At 29.2% G+C, this 16,685-nt stretch carries 13 protein-coding genes and 1 pseudogene; all 14 read right to left on the bottom strand.

Annotated features, from left to right (window positions below; genetic code table 11):
- Positions 1–287: 287 nt before the first annotated feature.
- A complete protein-coding gene (locus tag ACREVU_RS15765) occupies positions 288–2,042 on the bottom strand; it encodes an Eco57I restriction-modification methylase domain-containing protein (RefSeq protein ID WP_431552561.1) in 1,755 nt (584 codons plus the stop codon).
- Positions 2,043–2,249: 207 nt separating this feature from the next.
- Positions 2,250–2,885 carry a cyclodeaminase/cyclohydrolase family protein gene (locus tag ACREVU_RS15770; RefSeq protein WP_431552562.1) on the bottom strand — a complete coding sequence of 212 codons (636 nt, stop codon included), beginning with the start codon at positions 2,883–2,885 and terminating at the stop codon, positions 2,250–2,252.
- A gap of 45 nt (positions 2,886–2,930) precedes the next feature.
- Positions 2,931–4,213 (bottom strand): annotated as a pseudogene (hutH, locus tag ACREVU_RS15775) (histidine ammonia-lyase); the annotation flags it as partial.
- 22 nt (positions 4,214–4,235) lie between these two features.
- Complete coding sequence (locus ACREVU_RS15780; protein ID WP_431552563.1) at positions 4,236–5,096, bottom strand: DMT family transporter; 861 nt, start codon at positions 5,094–5,096, stop codon at positions 4,236–4,238.
- Between the two features lie 192 nt (positions 5,097–5,288).
- The gene (locus ACREVU_RS15785; protein WP_431552564.1) at positions 5,289–5,828 is read right to left on the bottom strand and encodes a nitroreductase family protein; all 540 of its coding nucleotides are present in this window, start codon (positions 5,826–5,828) and stop codon (positions 5,289–5,291) included.
- A 53-nt stretch (positions 5,829–5,881) separates the two neighbouring features.
- On the bottom strand, positions 5,882–6,835 hold the full coding sequence (locus ACREVU_RS15790; protein WP_431552565.1) for a glycosyltransferase: 954 nt from the start codon (positions 6,833–6,835) through the stop codon (positions 5,882–5,884).
- Positions 6,836–7,010: 175 nt separating this feature from the next.
- Positions 7,011–7,730, bottom strand: a complete 720-nt coding sequence (locus tag ACREVU_RS15795) for a WecB/TagA/CpsF family glycosyltransferase (RefSeq protein WP_431552566.1) — start codon at positions 7,728–7,730, stop codon at positions 7,011–7,013.
- 77 nt (positions 7,731–7,807) lie between these two features.
- The gene (locus ACREVU_RS15800; RefSeq protein WP_431552567.1) at positions 7,808–8,464 is read right to left on the bottom strand and encodes a sugar transferase; all 657 of its coding nucleotides are present in this window, start codon (positions 8,462–8,464) and stop codon (positions 7,808–7,810) included.
- Positions 8,465–8,696: 232 nt separating this feature from the next.
- A complete protein-coding gene (locus ACREVU_RS15805) occupies positions 8,697–9,827 on the bottom strand; it encodes a glycosyltransferase (RefSeq protein ID WP_431552568.1) in 1,131 nt (376 codons plus the stop codon).
- Positions 9,827–11,092, bottom strand: a complete 1,266-nt coding sequence (locus ACREVU_RS15810; protein WP_431552569.1) for an O-antigen ligase family protein — start codon at positions 11,090–11,092, stop codon at positions 9,827–9,829. The genes ACREVU_RS15805 and ACREVU_RS15810 overlap by 1 nt, the downstream gene beginning before the upstream one ends.
- Positions 11,093–11,127: 35 nt before the next feature.
- Complete coding sequence (locus ACREVU_RS15815) at positions 11,128–12,159, bottom strand: glycosyltransferase family 2 protein (protein WP_431552570.1); 1,032 nt, start codon at positions 12,157–12,159, stop codon at positions 11,128–11,130.
- A 69-nt stretch (positions 12,160–12,228) separates the two neighbouring features.
- Positions 12,229–13,692, bottom strand: a complete 1,464-nt coding sequence (locus tag ACREVU_RS15820; protein ID WP_431552571.1) for an O-antigen ligase family protein — start codon at positions 13,690–13,692, stop codon at positions 12,229–12,231.
- A 58-nt stretch (positions 13,693–13,750) separates the two neighbouring features.
- Positions 13,751–15,091: an ABC transporter substrate-binding protein gene (locus ACREVU_RS15825; RefSeq protein WP_431552572.1), complete on the bottom strand. Its 1,341-nt coding sequence runs from the start codon at positions 15,089–15,091 to the stop codon at positions 13,751–13,753.
- Between the two features lie 37 nt (positions 15,092–15,128).
- Entirely contained in the window at positions 15,129–16,670 is a 1,542-nt protein-coding gene (gene murJ / locus ACREVU_RS15830) for a murein biosynthesis integral membrane protein MurJ (protein ID WP_431552573.1), read from the bottom strand.
- Positions 16,671–16,685 lie beyond the last annotated feature (15 nt).

Genomic DNA, 16,685 nt, shown 5'->3' on the forward strand with positions numbered 1-16,685 from the left:
ATCTTTCACTCCATCTATCTGCTACATTTACACCACTTGTTTTGAATAGTTTTGGGCTTCGTTTTGTATTGCAAACTTACCCACAAGCATATGCCTTATATGTAGTTTCTGTTCGTCAGACCAGAGTTTGGCCGCCGACTTCCTTCAGATTATCTGAGTAGTAGGATAATCTGAATTATCCGAGTAATACCCTTGTCTTAAGCTATGCACTTGGCACTATTAACCCGCGCTAGGGACTTTCACCCATTAGATTGCACCCATGCCGGGCGCACAACAATAAAAAAAGATTATACTTCACCAAGTATAATCTTTTTTTCCTCTTCACTAAATTGAAAATAATCATATAAATAATTTTCGTCCTTGCCCTTAAAATCAATCATAATTGGCATGCATAATTTCATTAAATTATTTGGATAATACTCATAAGCATCTTCACCCAGTTTTTTTGCAAATGTTTTAAAGTAAAATTCATAGATTTTACTATTTAATAAATACAATAAAAAATCATAAGTAAAGGGTACATCCTCCTTTAATATCAATGCATAAACATCAGCACTAAAATAACTTCCCTTGTCAAGGGCAAATCTATTACTACTGGCTTTAAATGGGAATACTATTTTTTCACCTTCAAATATGTTTTGCTTTCTGCCCCATTGAAGCTCATACCATTTCCTAATACCTCTTTGACATTCTCTTCTTTTTAATAGTTTTTCCCTATGCAACCCAATATGAGCTATTGCATTAGTATATTCTTTTGGGCTATGGATTAAATCTGAATATATTATATAACTATCTTCTCTTGAAACCAAATTTTTTTCTATATAACTACTTTTAATCCATGGTTTTACTATATTTTTTTCTATGTTTTCGCTTATAACAATATCATTTTTCATTACAAAAGCTTTATCACACCCTGTTATTATGCCTTGATAACTATTACACATATTACTTAGATGAGTAAAACTTCTTTCTTCAATTTTATTTATTATATTTCTCTCTTTTTCATCTATTAAAATCCAACCCTTGTTATTTAATTTGTTTTTATTAAGAAGAAAACTATTATATTCATTCCCATTTTTCAGAAATACACTATTGTAAAATTCTTTTCTGTTTTTGCCTTTTATGTTTAATGGTTTCACAACTTCAATTTCACTATTCTCATCTTGATTATTTGTTATAAACAAAATTACTGGATCTATCCCTATATTTTTAAATGGTCTTATACCATAAAAATCAATGATTTTGTCTATAGTACATATATCTTTTAAAACCTTCCTCAAATCTTCTCCACTTGGTGATTCTAAAAAGTATCTTGAAGTAATAAAAGTCAACTTTCCACCCTTATTTAAGTCTTCTAATGCCTTTTTAAAAAAACAATAGGATAAATCTCCTTTATCTCTATACACTTCCCTATACCTAATTTTCAAATATGAGGCATATTCCTTATCTATAGATTTTTTACCAACATAGGGTGGATTTCCTATGAAAATATCATATTTGAGTTCATTTTCATATAATAAAAAATCAACATTTAAAATATTACTACATATTCTGCCCTTACTTAAATCATATAAATCTATAGTTAGGATTTTTACAGCTATATCGTCAATATCAAAACCATATAAGTTATGTGCTATTATATGTTCATCAATACTTTGATGGTCTAAATTCAATCCATTTTTCTCATTTATTTTGTTTAAATTATCCATAAATAAATTTCTAAGAAGTTTAAAACAGCAAATTAATATATTTCCTGTACCACAAGAGGGATCCACAATTTTTATATAAGGATTCTCTATTATCTGCTTCGCTTTTATAGTTTTCTCTACCATATAAGAGGATATTGGTCCTGGAGTGTAAACTGTACCTTTTTCTTTATTATTTTTAATAAACTCATAATAAGCTTCACCAAAGCTTTTCTGATGTGTGAATTCTATTTCCCGTTTATAATTTTCTAATGCAGTTATTTTAAACATATCATCTATTGGACTTAAAATGATATTATATAATTCACATATTTTTTGTTTGAACAAATCCAACATTTATTATTCCCCACCTATCTGAAACTTAAAAGTCTTTTAAAGTATATCATAAATGCCCACTATGGTGAACTATATAGTACTTAATTTATTTTCATATACCTAATAGTAAATCATCATTTTCTATTATTAAATGTCAATAAAAAACTGCGAACTCATAGTTTTTACATACTGAAAATTCACAGTTAATTATATTTTATTAAACAACTCTTACATGCTTTCATTAACAATAGATAATATTTCATCTCTTTTTATTCTTCCTTTTTTTACTAATTCATCACATTTTGTTTTAATCTCGCGTTTATAAGTTTCATCTTTGAGACTAGAGAGATTTATTTTAACATTCAAAATTGCACTTTCAATGGATGCTTGAAGCATTAAAGCAGAAACTCCAGCATCTGATATTGCATTTTTATTACCTAACTCTGCTGCAGTTTTAACATATCCATATATTTTGTATGATTCCTCTGCAACACTTAAAGGAATTTCCAATGCCTTTTGATATCCTTCTTGAATTTTTGCGCTTCTTACTTTCTTTTGATCTTCTGTTTCCTTTGGAAGTTTAAAAGCTGCCATTAGAATTAAAAAGAACTCTGTATCTTTGTTCATTAGCTCTAAAAATTTGTCCTCATGCATAAGACATTGCTCTAAATCTTTGTCCACAAGCATTTTATCTTTATCGCTATATTCATTGTAAGCCTTCTTACCTACAGTTAAATTGAACACCATAGCACCTAATGCACTGGCCAGTGATGCACCAAGAGCCGCAACACTTCCACCTCCTGGTGCAGGCGAATTCGAACCTAACTCATTAATAAATTTTTTAACAGTTTTTTCATCTAACATGCTGTATTCTCCTTTCTCAAAACGCAATTCGTTTATTGTTTTAATTTAAACTAATACCTTAACCTTTTGTTCAACTCTTTCAACAATAGAACCATCTGCAATTAAATTAGTAACCTTATCTAATTAATATACATAACTTTATCACTTTCAATAAAATCCACATTTTCCCGTACAACTTTATAAGCTTCCTTTGTCCCTAACCCTAGTGTATATCCTTCCCTAAAGTCTATAGCTTGGCAGGCTTCCATAATCTCAGTTGCTAAAACTCTTTGAACATTTTCAATAATATCTCTACCTTTTCTTGCTGCTATAGTTCCCATACTTACGTGATCCTCTTGATTGGCAGATGAGGGAATAGAGTCAACGGAAGCTGGATGTGCTAAAATCTTGTTTTCAGACACTAAGGCTGCTGCAGCATATTGAGTTATCATAAACCCAGAGTTTAAACCACCTTCTTTTACCAAAAAAGCTGGTAAATCATTTAATTGGTAATTGATAAGTCTCTCCAGTCTTCTTTCTGAAATACTTGCCATCTCAGCCATTGCTATTCCTAAAAAGTCAAAACTTATTGCCATAGGTTCAGCATTAAAATTCCCTCCAGAAATGACATCTCCCTCTTCCGTAACTATTGGATTATCTGTAACTGAATTAATTTCAATTTCAACCTCATTTTCAACGTATTTTAATGCATCTTTGCTTGCACCATGAACTTGAGGTACACACCTTAATGAATAGGCATCTTGCACTCTAATCTCGCCTTGAGAGGTTATAAATGTACTTCCCTCAGTAAGATTCAGGATATTTTTAGCTGTTTGAATCTGACCCTTGTGAGGCCTTATGTCATGTGTCCTAGGATCGAAGGCATCTTTTACACCCCGTAGTGCTTCTATGCTTAATGCTGCAGCAATATCACTTATTTTCAATAGATTTATACTATCATATACTGCTAGCGCACCCACTGCAGTCATAACTTGTGTTCCATTAATAAGTGCCAACCCTTCTTTAGCTGTAAGCTCTACAATTTCTATATTTGCTTTTTTCATAGCTTCTTTTCTTGGCAAGATATTCCCTTCAAATTCCGCTTCTCCATCTCCAAGCATTGGTATAACCATATGAGCTAATGGAGCTAAATCTCCTGATGCTCCAAGTGATCCCTTTTCAGAAATTATTGGATTTACGCCTTTATTAATCATTTCTATTAATGTTTTTACTGTACTTAGCCTTATTCCAGAATATCCTTTTGCAAGAGCATTTGCCCTTAGTAACATTATAGTTTTTACAATTTCATTTGAAAAACACTTTCCCGTTCCACAAGTTGGAACAATAACTTTAAATAAGTTATAAATTTAATTATTCTCTTGTTAATATAAATACAGACATTAAAATCAATATACTTCCAATTACAATCCTAGCTGATATAGACTCCCCTAAAATTAGTATTCCTAATGTTAATGCAACAATAGGTTCAATTGTGCTAAAAATTGACGCCTTAGATGGACCTATAATTCTGACTCCCTCTAAAAATGCCATTAGTGCAACTACCGTAGATATTAATGCTAATAATAAAATTGCTACCATTGCATAAAAAGATATATGCATATTGAAATTACTAGTAGAAATTGCTGCTATAAACATTACAACTGCGGACGCACATGAGATATAAAATGTTAAAACGTAACTGTTAATACTCCTAAATTCTTTATGAGATGCACCTAGCACATATAATGAATATAGCACTGCAGCTATACCTGCCAGTATTACCCCTAATAAATTGAAAGTATCACTCCCACTATCAATTAAAATAAAAATACCTATTGTGGAAATAATCAAAGATATGATTTTTCTAGTGTAGATTTTTTCTTTATAAAACAAATATGAAAATAAAGTAACAATAGCAGGATATGTATAGAAAATCATAGTTGCCATTCCAATACTTATATAATTATAGGACATAAATAAACTTGTGGACGTAAATGCAAATCCAAACACACCTATTATTAGCACTAAAATTATTTGTTTTTTAGCTAATTTAAGTGATATTCCTTTAGATTTCAAATAATATAAAAGCATAATTGCTGCAAAAAAAAATCTTAAAAATAATGTGGTATATGTATTAGCACCTCCTCTATACGATAATTTTGCAAGTATTGGCATAATACCAAAAGAAATAGCAGATAAAACAATATATAAAATTCCTTTTGTTTTTTCCAAAGTAATCCCCCCATTTTAATAAAAGATGCATAAAATAATAATCTCATGCTTTTAAATTGTATCATCTTTATATTAAGTTTTCATCTTTTAATCATAAATTTATAATTAATATTATTAAAGCGCTTAAAAACCCTAGGCCTGCATGCAGACCTAGGGTTTTTAAAAATCAACCAAAACCTTTTTTAAATACTTCTAAGAATAAGCATTATCCCATGTATTTAAAAACACAAAATCACTGACAGCTTTTTTATCATTATGTTCTTTACTTTCAGCAATTTCTCCAATAGGTGTCATGGCAACTACTTTGTATTTTTGTGGAATGGATAAAGTGCTTTTAATGATATCTTCATGGATTGCAGCAATCCAACATGTTCCATATCCCTCATTAGTAGCTGATAAAACAAAATGTTCTAAAGCTATGGCACTATCCACTAAATAATACTCTTTGTTTTCTACTTGGCCAGAATCATTAGGATCTGAAACTATAACTACAGTCATTGGTGCATCTAATATTGACTGAGCTGCAGAATTATCCTTATTAATTATAGACTTTGAAATTTGTTCTAATTTCTCTTTTTCATCAACTAGAATAAGCTTATAAGAAGTATTGTTTTTCCATGAAGGGGCCATCATTGTTGCATTAATCATTCTAGCTAATTTTTCATTATCTATTGGGGTATTCCTAAATTTTTTAATACTTTTCCTTGTTTTAACTACATCATAAAATTCCATAAAATCACACTCCTTTAATTTTAGTATGTGTAATTTTCAAACAAAAAATGTAATTATTTTTTTATTATATTTTTATAAATTTTTAGATAACTTTCCCAAAACTTTTCTATGGTGAATCTTTTTACAACTATATTATATAAATTTTCACCTTTTCCTTTTAAATTATTCACATCAAAATAGGCTGCTTTCATAGCATTATAAATACTTTCATTACTTCGGCTTTCTATTTTATATCCACTATTTACATCCAATATACACTCTAAATCTCCAACCTCAGTATAAATTGTGGCTTTCTTTACAATTCCTGATTCTAAAACAGTTAACGGTGGTGCTCCACCCTCACTTAAAGAAGCCAAAACACTAACATTAGAACAATTTATATAGTCTATAGGGTTTGTTACATTTCCAACCATAATAACTTTATTTTCTAGTTTTAAATCCACTATTAATTTTTCTAGCTGGGGTCGCAACTCCCCCTCACCAACTAAAAGCAATTTTACATCATCAAACTGGAGTGTTAATTTACTAAAGGCCAGCATTACTCCCCTATGGTTTTTTATAGGATGTAATCTTGCAACCATAGCATATACAAAATCCAGTTGGTTTAATTTTAAATTATTTCTCATATCTTCTGCTGAGGTCACAATATCAATTTTCTTTATATCTATGCCGTTGTTTACAACCGCTTTATTTCCTTTAAATTTTTTTTCCTCTAATAACTTCTTTAAATTATTGGATACACAAATATAATTATTAAAGCTCTTTAACCCCTTAATACTAAGAGGAGTAAAAATATAATATTTTATTTTATTATTAAGAAAATCATATCTAAAATCACTGTGAACTACAGCTACTGTAGGTACCTTTATTTTTCTTTTTAAAATTAAATGCATTAAAAATGGTTTTGCTCCATGAAAATTTACTATACTTATGGAATTATTGTTTATGAATTCAATAAGTTCCATATTATTAAGCTTTTTAGTGAAAAGTTTATATCCAATATCCATAGCTTTAACTTTTGAGTAAAGTGGACCTTCTCCTACACAGCCAATTATATTTTCAAAATTACTATTACATTTATTGCATATGTTTAATACGTGGTTTCCACCCCCTCCATTGTCATTGCCAGATATGATATGTAAAACTTTAATGTGGCTCGCCTCCTCATACTCATCTTTATATTTATTCTCGCTTGTACTTATCCTTTAAAACCATTAAAATAAACTTAGGTATAGATACCAATCTTTTAATTCTAAAGGGCTCTTTTACAACCCTATATAACCATTCCATTCCTATATTTATCATCCATTTTGGTGCCCGCTTAAGGTTACCAGCTATAATGTCAAAACTTCCTCCAACTCCCATAAACACACTGCATGGAAGTCTGTCCATATACTTTGCTATGAATAACTCTTGCCTTGGGCATCCCATTGCGACAAATATTACTTTAGGACTAACTTTTTCTATTTCCTCCAATAATTCTTCACAGTTGTCCAAATCGAAATATCCATCATGACTGCCTAAAACATTTAATTTCCGATATTTGGTTTGTAAATTAATATTACACATATCAACTGTTTTCTTTGTAGAACCTAACAAATATATCCCAAGGTTTTCCTTTTCACATTTTTTCACTAAACAATCCATGAGCTCTATACCCGCAATTTTTTCTTTCACAGGTTGCCCTACTATTTTTGAACATATTACAGTGCTAATTCCATCTGGAATAATGATAGAACTTTCACTAGTGAAATTGTCTAGCAAGATATTATTTTGTAGTCCGCTGTTTAGAACCTCTGGATTTCCTGAAACAATATGTACTTTTTCAAAATTATTTATACTCCTCAGTAATGCTTCTATGTTGTCATTAAAAATTTTATATTGAAAAATCATTGTTGTCATAAAACTCCTCCAAATAATCTACTTTTTTTTAAAAACTTCAGTATATATAATGTTTAAACTAACTATTTTTACAATTATTAATAAGCTCCTTCTTTTTTAAATACAGATAACACTGTTAAAAAGAGAATCTTTATGTCAAATACCACAGAGAAATCCATAATATATTTCAAATCATAAAAAATAGTTTTTCCCAGTTCAATTTCTCCTCTTCCACTAATCTGTGCAAGCCCAGTAATCCCTGGTAAAACTAGAAATCTTTGACGATAGCTTTCTGGATAATAATTAACTACTTCTGGTATTTCAGGTCTCGGGCCTACGAGACTCATTTGTCCAAACAAGACATTAAAAAGTTGTGGAATTTCATCTAAGCTACTACGTCTTAAAAAGTTCCCAAGCTTAGTTATTCTATTGTCAGACTTACTTTGAAATACAAAATTTTCTAAATCATTTGGATCTATATTGAGTTCTCTTTTACTTTCAGCTTGAACTATCATAGTTCTAAATTTAAAAATAGTAAAATCCTTACCATCCTTACCAACTCTAACTTGTTTAAATATAGATGGTCCTTTAGAATCTAATTTAATAGCAATAATAATAATTAAATATATAGGTGATAATATAATTATACCAAGCATTGATAATATTATATCCATTAATCTCTTGAGAGTGAATTGAAACTTTTTATTCTCAATGTATATTTTCTTGTCTATATTTATAGTGTTACTATTATTCATCGTTTATTCCTACCTTCTCCTGCATATTTAAGTGAGATATCAATTTTTTTACATTTATTTGTACACTAATAATATCATATTTTATTATTTACAACAACTATCATAACATCAGTGGTCACATCAAAATAATCTCATGTTTTTTTACGAAATACAACAGACTAGACAATTCAAAAGGGGTATATCAAAGTAAGACATACCCCTTCTGAATTATAATTAAATTTTAATGTATGATTCAAAATTTAATCACATCTTTGTATACTTCCAATAATTTTTTTGAAACACAGTCCGGTGAAAACTTAAGCTTTATCTCAGCAGATATCTTTTCTCTATCAAATATCATATTATTTTTATATATATATACCATGGCTCTTACTAATGCATTAAAATCATCCACTGGAATCATACAGCCATTCTTTTCATGAATAAATACTTCAGGTCCACCACATTTAGTAGCTATTACCGGAACTCCAGAGGCTAAGGCTTCAATATAAGCAACTCCAAAGGTTTCAGAACGCGAAGCTAAGACAAAACAATCAGTACTTTTTAGCTTTTCCGTAATAACTTCCCTAGAACACATACCCATAAGTACAACTCTGTTCTCTAAGCTATGCCTTTTTATAATGCCTTCTAATTTAGCTCGCTCCTCACCTTCCCCAAATATTGTTAAGGTCACAAGAGGTAAATCATGAAAAGCAGTATAAAATGATTCAATGGTCAAATCCATTCTTTTCCCATAATTTAAATTTCCAATTGATACAAAATTAAATGTCTCGCCTTCTCCTCTTATTGCACAGGTGAATAAGTCAGTATCAACAATATTAGGAACATACAGTACTTTTTTATTAAATTTATCTCTTATACCATTTGCAAGCGCTGGGCTTACTGCAATGACAGCATCAGCTTGTTCATATGCCACTTTAGCAATGCTTAAAAGTTGTTTCTCTATTACTGGCTTATTAATAAGTGAAGAATGTTCAGTTATTACAAGAGGAACATTTATTTGTTGTTTCAGTTTCACTGCTGCATAACCTAAATCAGTAAAATGTGCATGAAGTATATCTGGTTTACCCACTTCTTTTAATATAACTTTATAAAGAATACTCAGACCTATACTAGTAATTTTGTACAAAATTGCTTTAGGCAGCCTTCCTCCAGGAATGTTTATCACATAAACATTAACACCATCTATTTCATGTCGTTCCATCCCCCATTTACGCCACCGTCTTATGGAGCGCATATCGATTGCGGCAAAAACCACTTTTGAGCCAGCTTTAGCTAATGCCTTAGCCTGGTCAAATTCAAATATACCATTCATCTTATATTTATTTGTTGGAAATCCCCGCGATATGATCATGATATACATTATATTTTACTCCCCTCATATATTCCTTTAGGGCGATTGTTTAACAATGCTTCTACAGTAGCTAATAAGAACCAAAAATAAGTTGTCGCTTTAGGTACAAAAAATAAATTGTCAAAAAAATTCATAAATAGAAAAGCAACCATACCTGCCATTACACCCATGTAAAATGGTTTATAAAATCTATCTTTAGTTGTATTATACAATTTTTTCACTCTACATAGAGCTGTTGTCACTATTCCTAAAAAGGAGACAATTCCAATTATACCAAGTTCACTTTGCACCTTCAAATATGAATTATGACCTGGGTAATTTTGATATTCTTGATATTTCAATTCTTTATATTTTTTTATATATTCATTATATCTAGTAACAAAATTTCCATTACCAACACCAAAAAGTGGATGTTCCTTTATCATCATTATAGCTGTTTTCCAAAGTTTAATTCTTGATTCATCTTGAGATAAATTAGTAACATCCTTAAGTCTTTGAAAAACAGAAGGAATGAAAAACATTAAAATATTAAAGCCACCAAGTGCAAAAATCAACTTAATACTATAAATTAGTGCAAGTACTAATACCCCAAGCCCAAAGCCTAAAAATGCATTTCTAGAAAGTGTCATCAATAAATTAGTAAGTAATAATATTGAAAGAAAAGTATACACTATTTTTTTATATTTATTTTTTTCATAAATGCAGAGCATAATCACTGGAAAAATTATCAATATTAAATAGGCACCATAAGTATTTGGATTAAATAGTGTGGAAGCAATCCTTATACCTGTTCCAAAGGCGCTTGGTTTTGTAAATTTTTCAGTAAGTCCAAACCCTGTAAAATGCTGATAAATCCCTATACAACTTAGTATAAGGGAAGTAAATATATAACATTTTAATAAAGTTTTTATTTGCTTCTTATTATTAAATTCATATTTTATAATAAAATACATAAAGATATAGGTTATAAACCTAGCACTTTCGCTTAATGCTAATGTTTTGTCTACAGCATACATAGTAGATACTAGCATTATAGCAAGAAGTATTGCTATAAATATACTTAGTTTATCTGTAAAAAAATTTACAATACCATTGATAAAATTTTCTCTACATTTTTTAGAAACAACTATACTTATTATGTAGACAAAAATCATTAATGCTAAAATTAAATCAGTGAAACCTATTCCATTAAACATAATATCATCTGGAATTAAAGGTAATAACATAATATAAACGCATGTTAATATAAATAGTGTTTTTTTATAAAACTCCACTTTAACTCTCCCATCTCATTTCAAAAAATACAAAATCATCTTGATGATTTTGTATTTTTTTCAACGGCTTTATTAGATCTCAAACAGTAAAATACTATTAATCCCTCTAAAAATCCAATTCCATAGCTTAAATGTAATATCAAGAAGGCTGTTATCATTCGAGGTACATACTTAAATTTTCCACCCGAAGCTTTTAGTGAAAATGTAATAGCACCTAATAAATACACTATTAATTCTGTTAAAAATAGATATCTAGCTACCTTAAAGAATGGACTTACTATAGTACCTAAAATTAAGCTTAGAACAAATAGTAATGGAATTAAATGTCTTACTGCTGCTGGCTTTTTATGTTTTTGAATAACTCTAACTTTCCAAAAGCCATACTGAAAATATTGTGTCCAAAGCTTACCAAAAGATCCCCTCGTATAATAGTGAGATATTATATTTGGAGCTAGAAGTATCTTATTACCACTCTTTGATATTCTAAAATTCAATTCATCATCTTGATTGCGTACAAGCTCTTCGTCAAAATATCCTATTTCATCAAATATACTTCTTCTATAAGCGCCAAAAGCAACAGTGTCCACAAGCTGTTCTTTTTCTGAAAATCTAAACAATGCATTTCCTACACCAAATGGCGAACCCATAGAGAAAGATATGGCCTCTGCCATACTATTTTCACTAATATTTATGATCCTTCCACCTACGCAAGCAATATCAGAACCATTTAATTTTTCTACGCAAATTTTGATATAATCACTATCCATATAGGCATGAGCACCAAAAATTACAATTATCTCCCCCGAAGAGGCTTTTATTCCTAAATTCATTGCTGTAGGTGCTACTCTTTTTTCATTTACCACTAATTTTATCTGCGGATATTTAATATGATATTCTTTTATTATCTTTTGAGTGTTATCATCTGAACATCCATCACAAACCATAACTTCAATATTATCTATATCGTAGCTTTGATCTATTATAGATTGTATACATTTTCCAATATGATTTTCTTCATTTCTGCAAGGAATAACTACAGAGACTTTTACATTCCCTTGATCATCCATTTTATCTCTCCTTATTGCTCTTGTGCTAATTATTATTTACCAAAGCTAAACTCCTAAAGTATAATATTTTTAAGTCAGTTTTTCATTTAGGCAATCTTCTTTGTTATTTATTTCTACTATTGCAAATATTAACCACATAATTAATGTTCCTGTAATTACACCTTTATGATCAAATTCATTTCCTGTTAACACTGAATAAATCATATATATTATAATTGTAGCAAAAACGCCTCTGTTTTCACTATAATTTTTGAAAATAACCTTTAATCGATTTATAATTATAATAAGAAATAAAATTGAAGTTATTAATCCAAACTCCACCGCAATTTGAAACCATAAATTATGTGCATTTTCCATAGCATAATTTGCAACAGGTGCATTTATCCTAAAAGATTCTGGAAAAACTAAATATGCATTCATAGCAAATTTTTTATATAATTCTGCAAAAGTTGCTCCCCCTGCACCAAAAGGATATTTAATTACAATTATACAGCTTGCAATAATTGCTTGCAATCTTGCCATTATAGATTCATTCTTTAATATATCCACACTTACTTGCCCTCTTTGAAGTATAAATGTGATAAGCCATTTTGATGAAATTAAAAAAGCTATCCCAAAGAAATAAAATATTTTCTTGTACTTTTTACTTATTAACATGATAAAAGTTACTATAATAAAACAAAGCCAAGCGCCTCTAGTAAATGTAATAAATAGTGCAATCATGTTTATAAATAAGGAACCATATACAAATATTTTTTCCTCTTTACTAAGTTTTCTATATAATACTAATTCTAAAACTATTGGTACAATCAAAAGTATTATGCCAGCACCTATATTTACATTGTGATATCCAAAAGTTATAAGATTTCTATTACGCATTACATCTCCTAAACTCATCCTGTTTGTAATCACTTGAGAGAATCCATAAAAGCAGCTGAAATCTATACTTACTATTAATGCAAAATAAATTTTTTTTACATCTTCACTTTTAAAATTAGCTAAAATGATAAACATAAACATAACTGGTACAAAAATTGATATATATGTACTACTTAAGCTTGTTAATATATGTTCTGAAAATATATTACTATTAGTTGCAAGCAATACAAAAATTATAATCAAAAATATGAATTTACTGCTGTGTGATTCTTTATTATATATTTTACGTTTAATTAATTTCCCGATTTTTTTTATATTTAATATAAACATTATAGCAATATAAATACTTTCATAGGTTACTTTTATAAACAACACATCAAAATAAACAACCTTTCTTGCTGTAACAAATATTGGAAAAGATACTATAAATAAAAGCAAAGATTTTTTCATGTCAATGGATGCATAATATAAATCAAATATTAACATCGCAGTGGCCAGTGAAACCATTCCAGAATCCTTTATTCCAATTTTCTTAAATAAAACAAAAAAAACTATTATAGATATAACGATTATACTGCATAAAATAATATAATTTTTTCTTGAAAATTCTTTTATACTCATATAATTTTTCTTTAAAAATTCTTTAATATTCATCTTGTTCTCCTTACTACCTAAATTTAGCTAATTACTTAACTGAAAATATGATAACTTATTATTCCCTAAATTCACTAAAATCAAAAGAATAATTATCTTTCATGAATTTACAGTACCCAGCATAATTTGTATTCAATTTCTTTATAACAATATCTACCTTTTGTTCTCCCCTAATAGCATCATAAAATAATTGTCTTGTTACTTTTTCTTTGTAACTTATGAAAGAAGTGGGATCGAATAACTCATTTCTAAAATTCTTACCATTATTATATTCTTTATAAATGTCATTTTCTTGAACTTGTTTATCCATAAAAATCGGAAGTGCCTTTTTAGTAGCTAACACTTGTTTATTTATTTCAGGCTCTAGAAAAAATTCATAAACTTTTTTAATAGCAGCTTTATTTTTATCTTTGTTTTCTACGTCACTATTTACTACAAGACAACTATAATCCTCTGTATAAAAGTAATTTTGGGAATCCTTTAAATCTATCTTTGGTAAATTGGATATACCCATATGAAAATTAAGGGGCATAACATTGTCAAAATAGTTTTTATCTTCAAAAGTGCTAATTATCATAGCAGTCTTTTGCGATGCAAAATCTCTTCTTAAATTCCCTTTATTTTTATCAGCAAACTCTTTATCGAGTAAACCTAATGAATACATCTTACTATAAATATTTAAAATATCCTTTGAATAATCAAAATTATACTTTCCTGTTTTGTAATCCCAAAAGGTTGTATAAATACTACCTTTATTTACACTCATTTCACCAATGGCTATTTGAAGTTCTCCAATAGTAGTAGCAGGGAATTCAAAGGGGACAACATTCGGGTATGCTTTTTTAATTTTTATACCATAATTCAATAATTCTTCAAATGTTTTAGGCTCTAATTCTGGCTCTATTCCAGCACCTTTTAACATTTCCTTGTTCCATATTAATTTTACATTATTACCTAGTATTTTCACTCCCATTGGTTTTTTCTTATAATATAAAAAATTTTCCATACCAATTTTGTCAATATCCAATCCAAACTGCTTCATATCCATTATTCTATCATATTTATATAAATCAGAATATCCATACTCGAAAATATCAGGTTTATCTGATGTAGCTAATGCCGTTTTTAATAAGTTATCATAACTTTTACCCTCTACTTTGAGATTTATAAATATATTGTCCTTATTTTCATCATTATACCTATCTATCTGATTTCTCCTGGTTTCTACCTCTGTGGAGTCTTTTAACCATACGCTTACTATAGTTTTGCCTATATTTTCATCATTTTCTACCATTTTTCTATTGTCTTCAACTAATTTAAATTTATAAGCATAAGCCATTCCTAAAAAAACCAATACCAGTACTATATAAACTTTAAACTTAAAAGGAAATTTTCTCAAAATTATCATCCTCTTTCTTTTTTAAAATATTGTTAAACTATTGTCTCTTTTTTAATGCCTTAAAAGATAGTATAAACTCTAACTCTTTCACTTTTAATATTACAAGGGAAATGGTATAACATACAGCCCCTATTACAGTAACTAAAAGCATCTTAACTACTAATAAAACAGTACTATCCCTGGGAATAAATGTGTTTATATATTTGTAGGATATACTTACTACTAAAATCATAAAAGCACCTGAAATAAGTGATTTAACAAGCACCTTTGTGATTTTTATAAATTCCACATTTTTCATTTTAACTTTTAATTCTACAAGCATAACTAGGGCCACAATGGTAACTGAGATTGTGCTTGCCAGTGCAAGTCCAACAACTCCAAATCTAGGTGCAAGTATCACTATTAAAATAAGGTTTAGAATAATTAATACAAAACCATTAATCATCGGAGTTATTGTATTTCTTGTAGAATAAAATACTTTACTTAAAATATCAATTAATGAATATCCCAAAGCTGAAAAAGCTAAATATTTTAAACATAATGCTGTGGTCAAAGTTGCAGCAGCATCAAACTTCCCATGTTCAAGGGTCAATTTCACTACTGGGGTACTTAATGCTGCCAGGCCAAATACAAGAGGTACTGCAACAAGAATTACAACATTTACAGATTTAACAAATAGATTTTCAAAACCCTTGTGGTCATTTTGTGTAAATTTTTCTGTAAGCATAGGATAAAATACTGTTGTCAATGAAATAATAAACACTTGATTAACCAAGGTACTTAGCTTACTTGCATAATCTACAACAGATATACTACCCACAGGCAGCCTTGATGCATAATTGGATGCCACTATAACATTAATCTGGTTTACTGCGGTGCTAATTATTGTGGGTATAGCTAGCTTTAACATTTTTCTTACATTTTCGTCTTTAAAATTAATATACATTTTATATTTATAATTTGGCATAAATGGTCTCTGTACAATGGTTTGTGCTGCTGAACTAATAAGAAAAGCAATTACAGCTGCAATAATTCCATACTTATAAAACACGACAATTCCTATAATGACCACAATACTAGAGACTATTCCAGTAAGTGCTGGTTGAAGAAATATACCATAAGACTGCAAATACCCTGTATATAATCCACTGGCAGTAAGAAAAATGATAGAAGGCATAGCTATTTGTGTCATAGTAACCGTCTTAGCTATTTCAGCTCCTTTAAATCCACTTACCATTGTTTGTGTTAGCTCCGTAGAGAAAACCATCCCGAGTAATACTAGTATAAAAGAGAATGCAAAAAGAATATTTAATATATTATTAAAAAATTCATTAGCTTTCACAGTATCATGCTTTACTCTTGCAAAAATCGGTATAAAGCTTGTGGTAATTGCTGCGCCAACACTTGCATAAAATATATATGGTACTCGAGTTGCTATTTTGAATATATCTGATTCTATACTTGCTCCAAACTGAGCTGCAATTACAAATTCTCTGACTGTACCTATCAGTTTACTTAGAATAAGAATTAAAGCAATCATAGCACTATACTTGGCTACATTTTTTGTTTTAGTACTCATTTAATTCTCCTCGCT

Source organism: Clostridium sp. (assembly GCF_050717535.1).
Classification (GTDB): Bacteria; Bacillota; Clostridia; order Clostridiales; family Clostridiaceae; genus Clostridium_AD.

What these genes read in the sequence shown, in the direction of transcription:
- ACREVU_RS15765 (WP_431552561.1), bottom strand. Translation starts at nt 2,042, where the DNA reads ATGTTGGATTTGTTCAAACAAAAAATATGTGAATTATATAATATCATT.
- ACREVU_RS15770 (WP_431552562.1), bottom strand. Translation starts at nt 2,885, where the DNA reads ATGTTAGATGAAAAAACTGTTAAAAAATTTATTAATGAGTTAGGTTCG.
- ACREVU_RS15785 (WP_431552564.1), bottom strand. Translation starts at nt 5,828, where the DNA reads ATGGAATTTTATGATGTAGTTAAAACAAGGAAAAGTATTAAAAAATTT.
- ACREVU_RS15790 (WP_431552565.1), bottom strand. Translation starts at nt 6,835, where the DNA reads ATGGATATTGGATATAAACTTTTCACTAAAAAGCTTAATAATATGGAA.
- ACREVU_RS15795 (WP_431552566.1), bottom strand. Translation starts at nt 7,730, where the DNA reads ATGACAACAATGATTTTTCAATATAAAATTTTTAATGACAACATAGAA.
- ACREVU_RS15800 (WP_431552567.1), bottom strand. Translation starts at nt 8,464, where the DNA reads ATGAATAATAGTAACACTATAAATATAGACAAGAAAATATACATTGAG.
- ACREVU_RS15805 (WP_431552568.1), bottom strand. Translation starts at nt 9,827, where the DNA reads ATGTATATCATGATCATATCGCGGGGATTTCCAACAAATAAATATAAG.
- ACREVU_RS15815 (WP_431552570.1), bottom strand. Translation starts at nt 12,159, where the DNA reads ATGGATGATCAAGGGAATGTAAAAGTCTCTGTAGTTATTCCTTGCAGA.
- ACREVU_RS15820 (WP_431552571.1), bottom strand. Translation starts at nt 13,692, where the DNA reads ATGAATATTAAAGAATTTTTAAAGAAAAATTATATGAGTATAAAAGAA.
- murJ (WP_431552573.1), bottom strand. Translation starts at nt 16,670, where the DNA reads ATGAGTACTAAAACAAAAAATGTAGCCAAGTATAGTGCTATGATTGCT.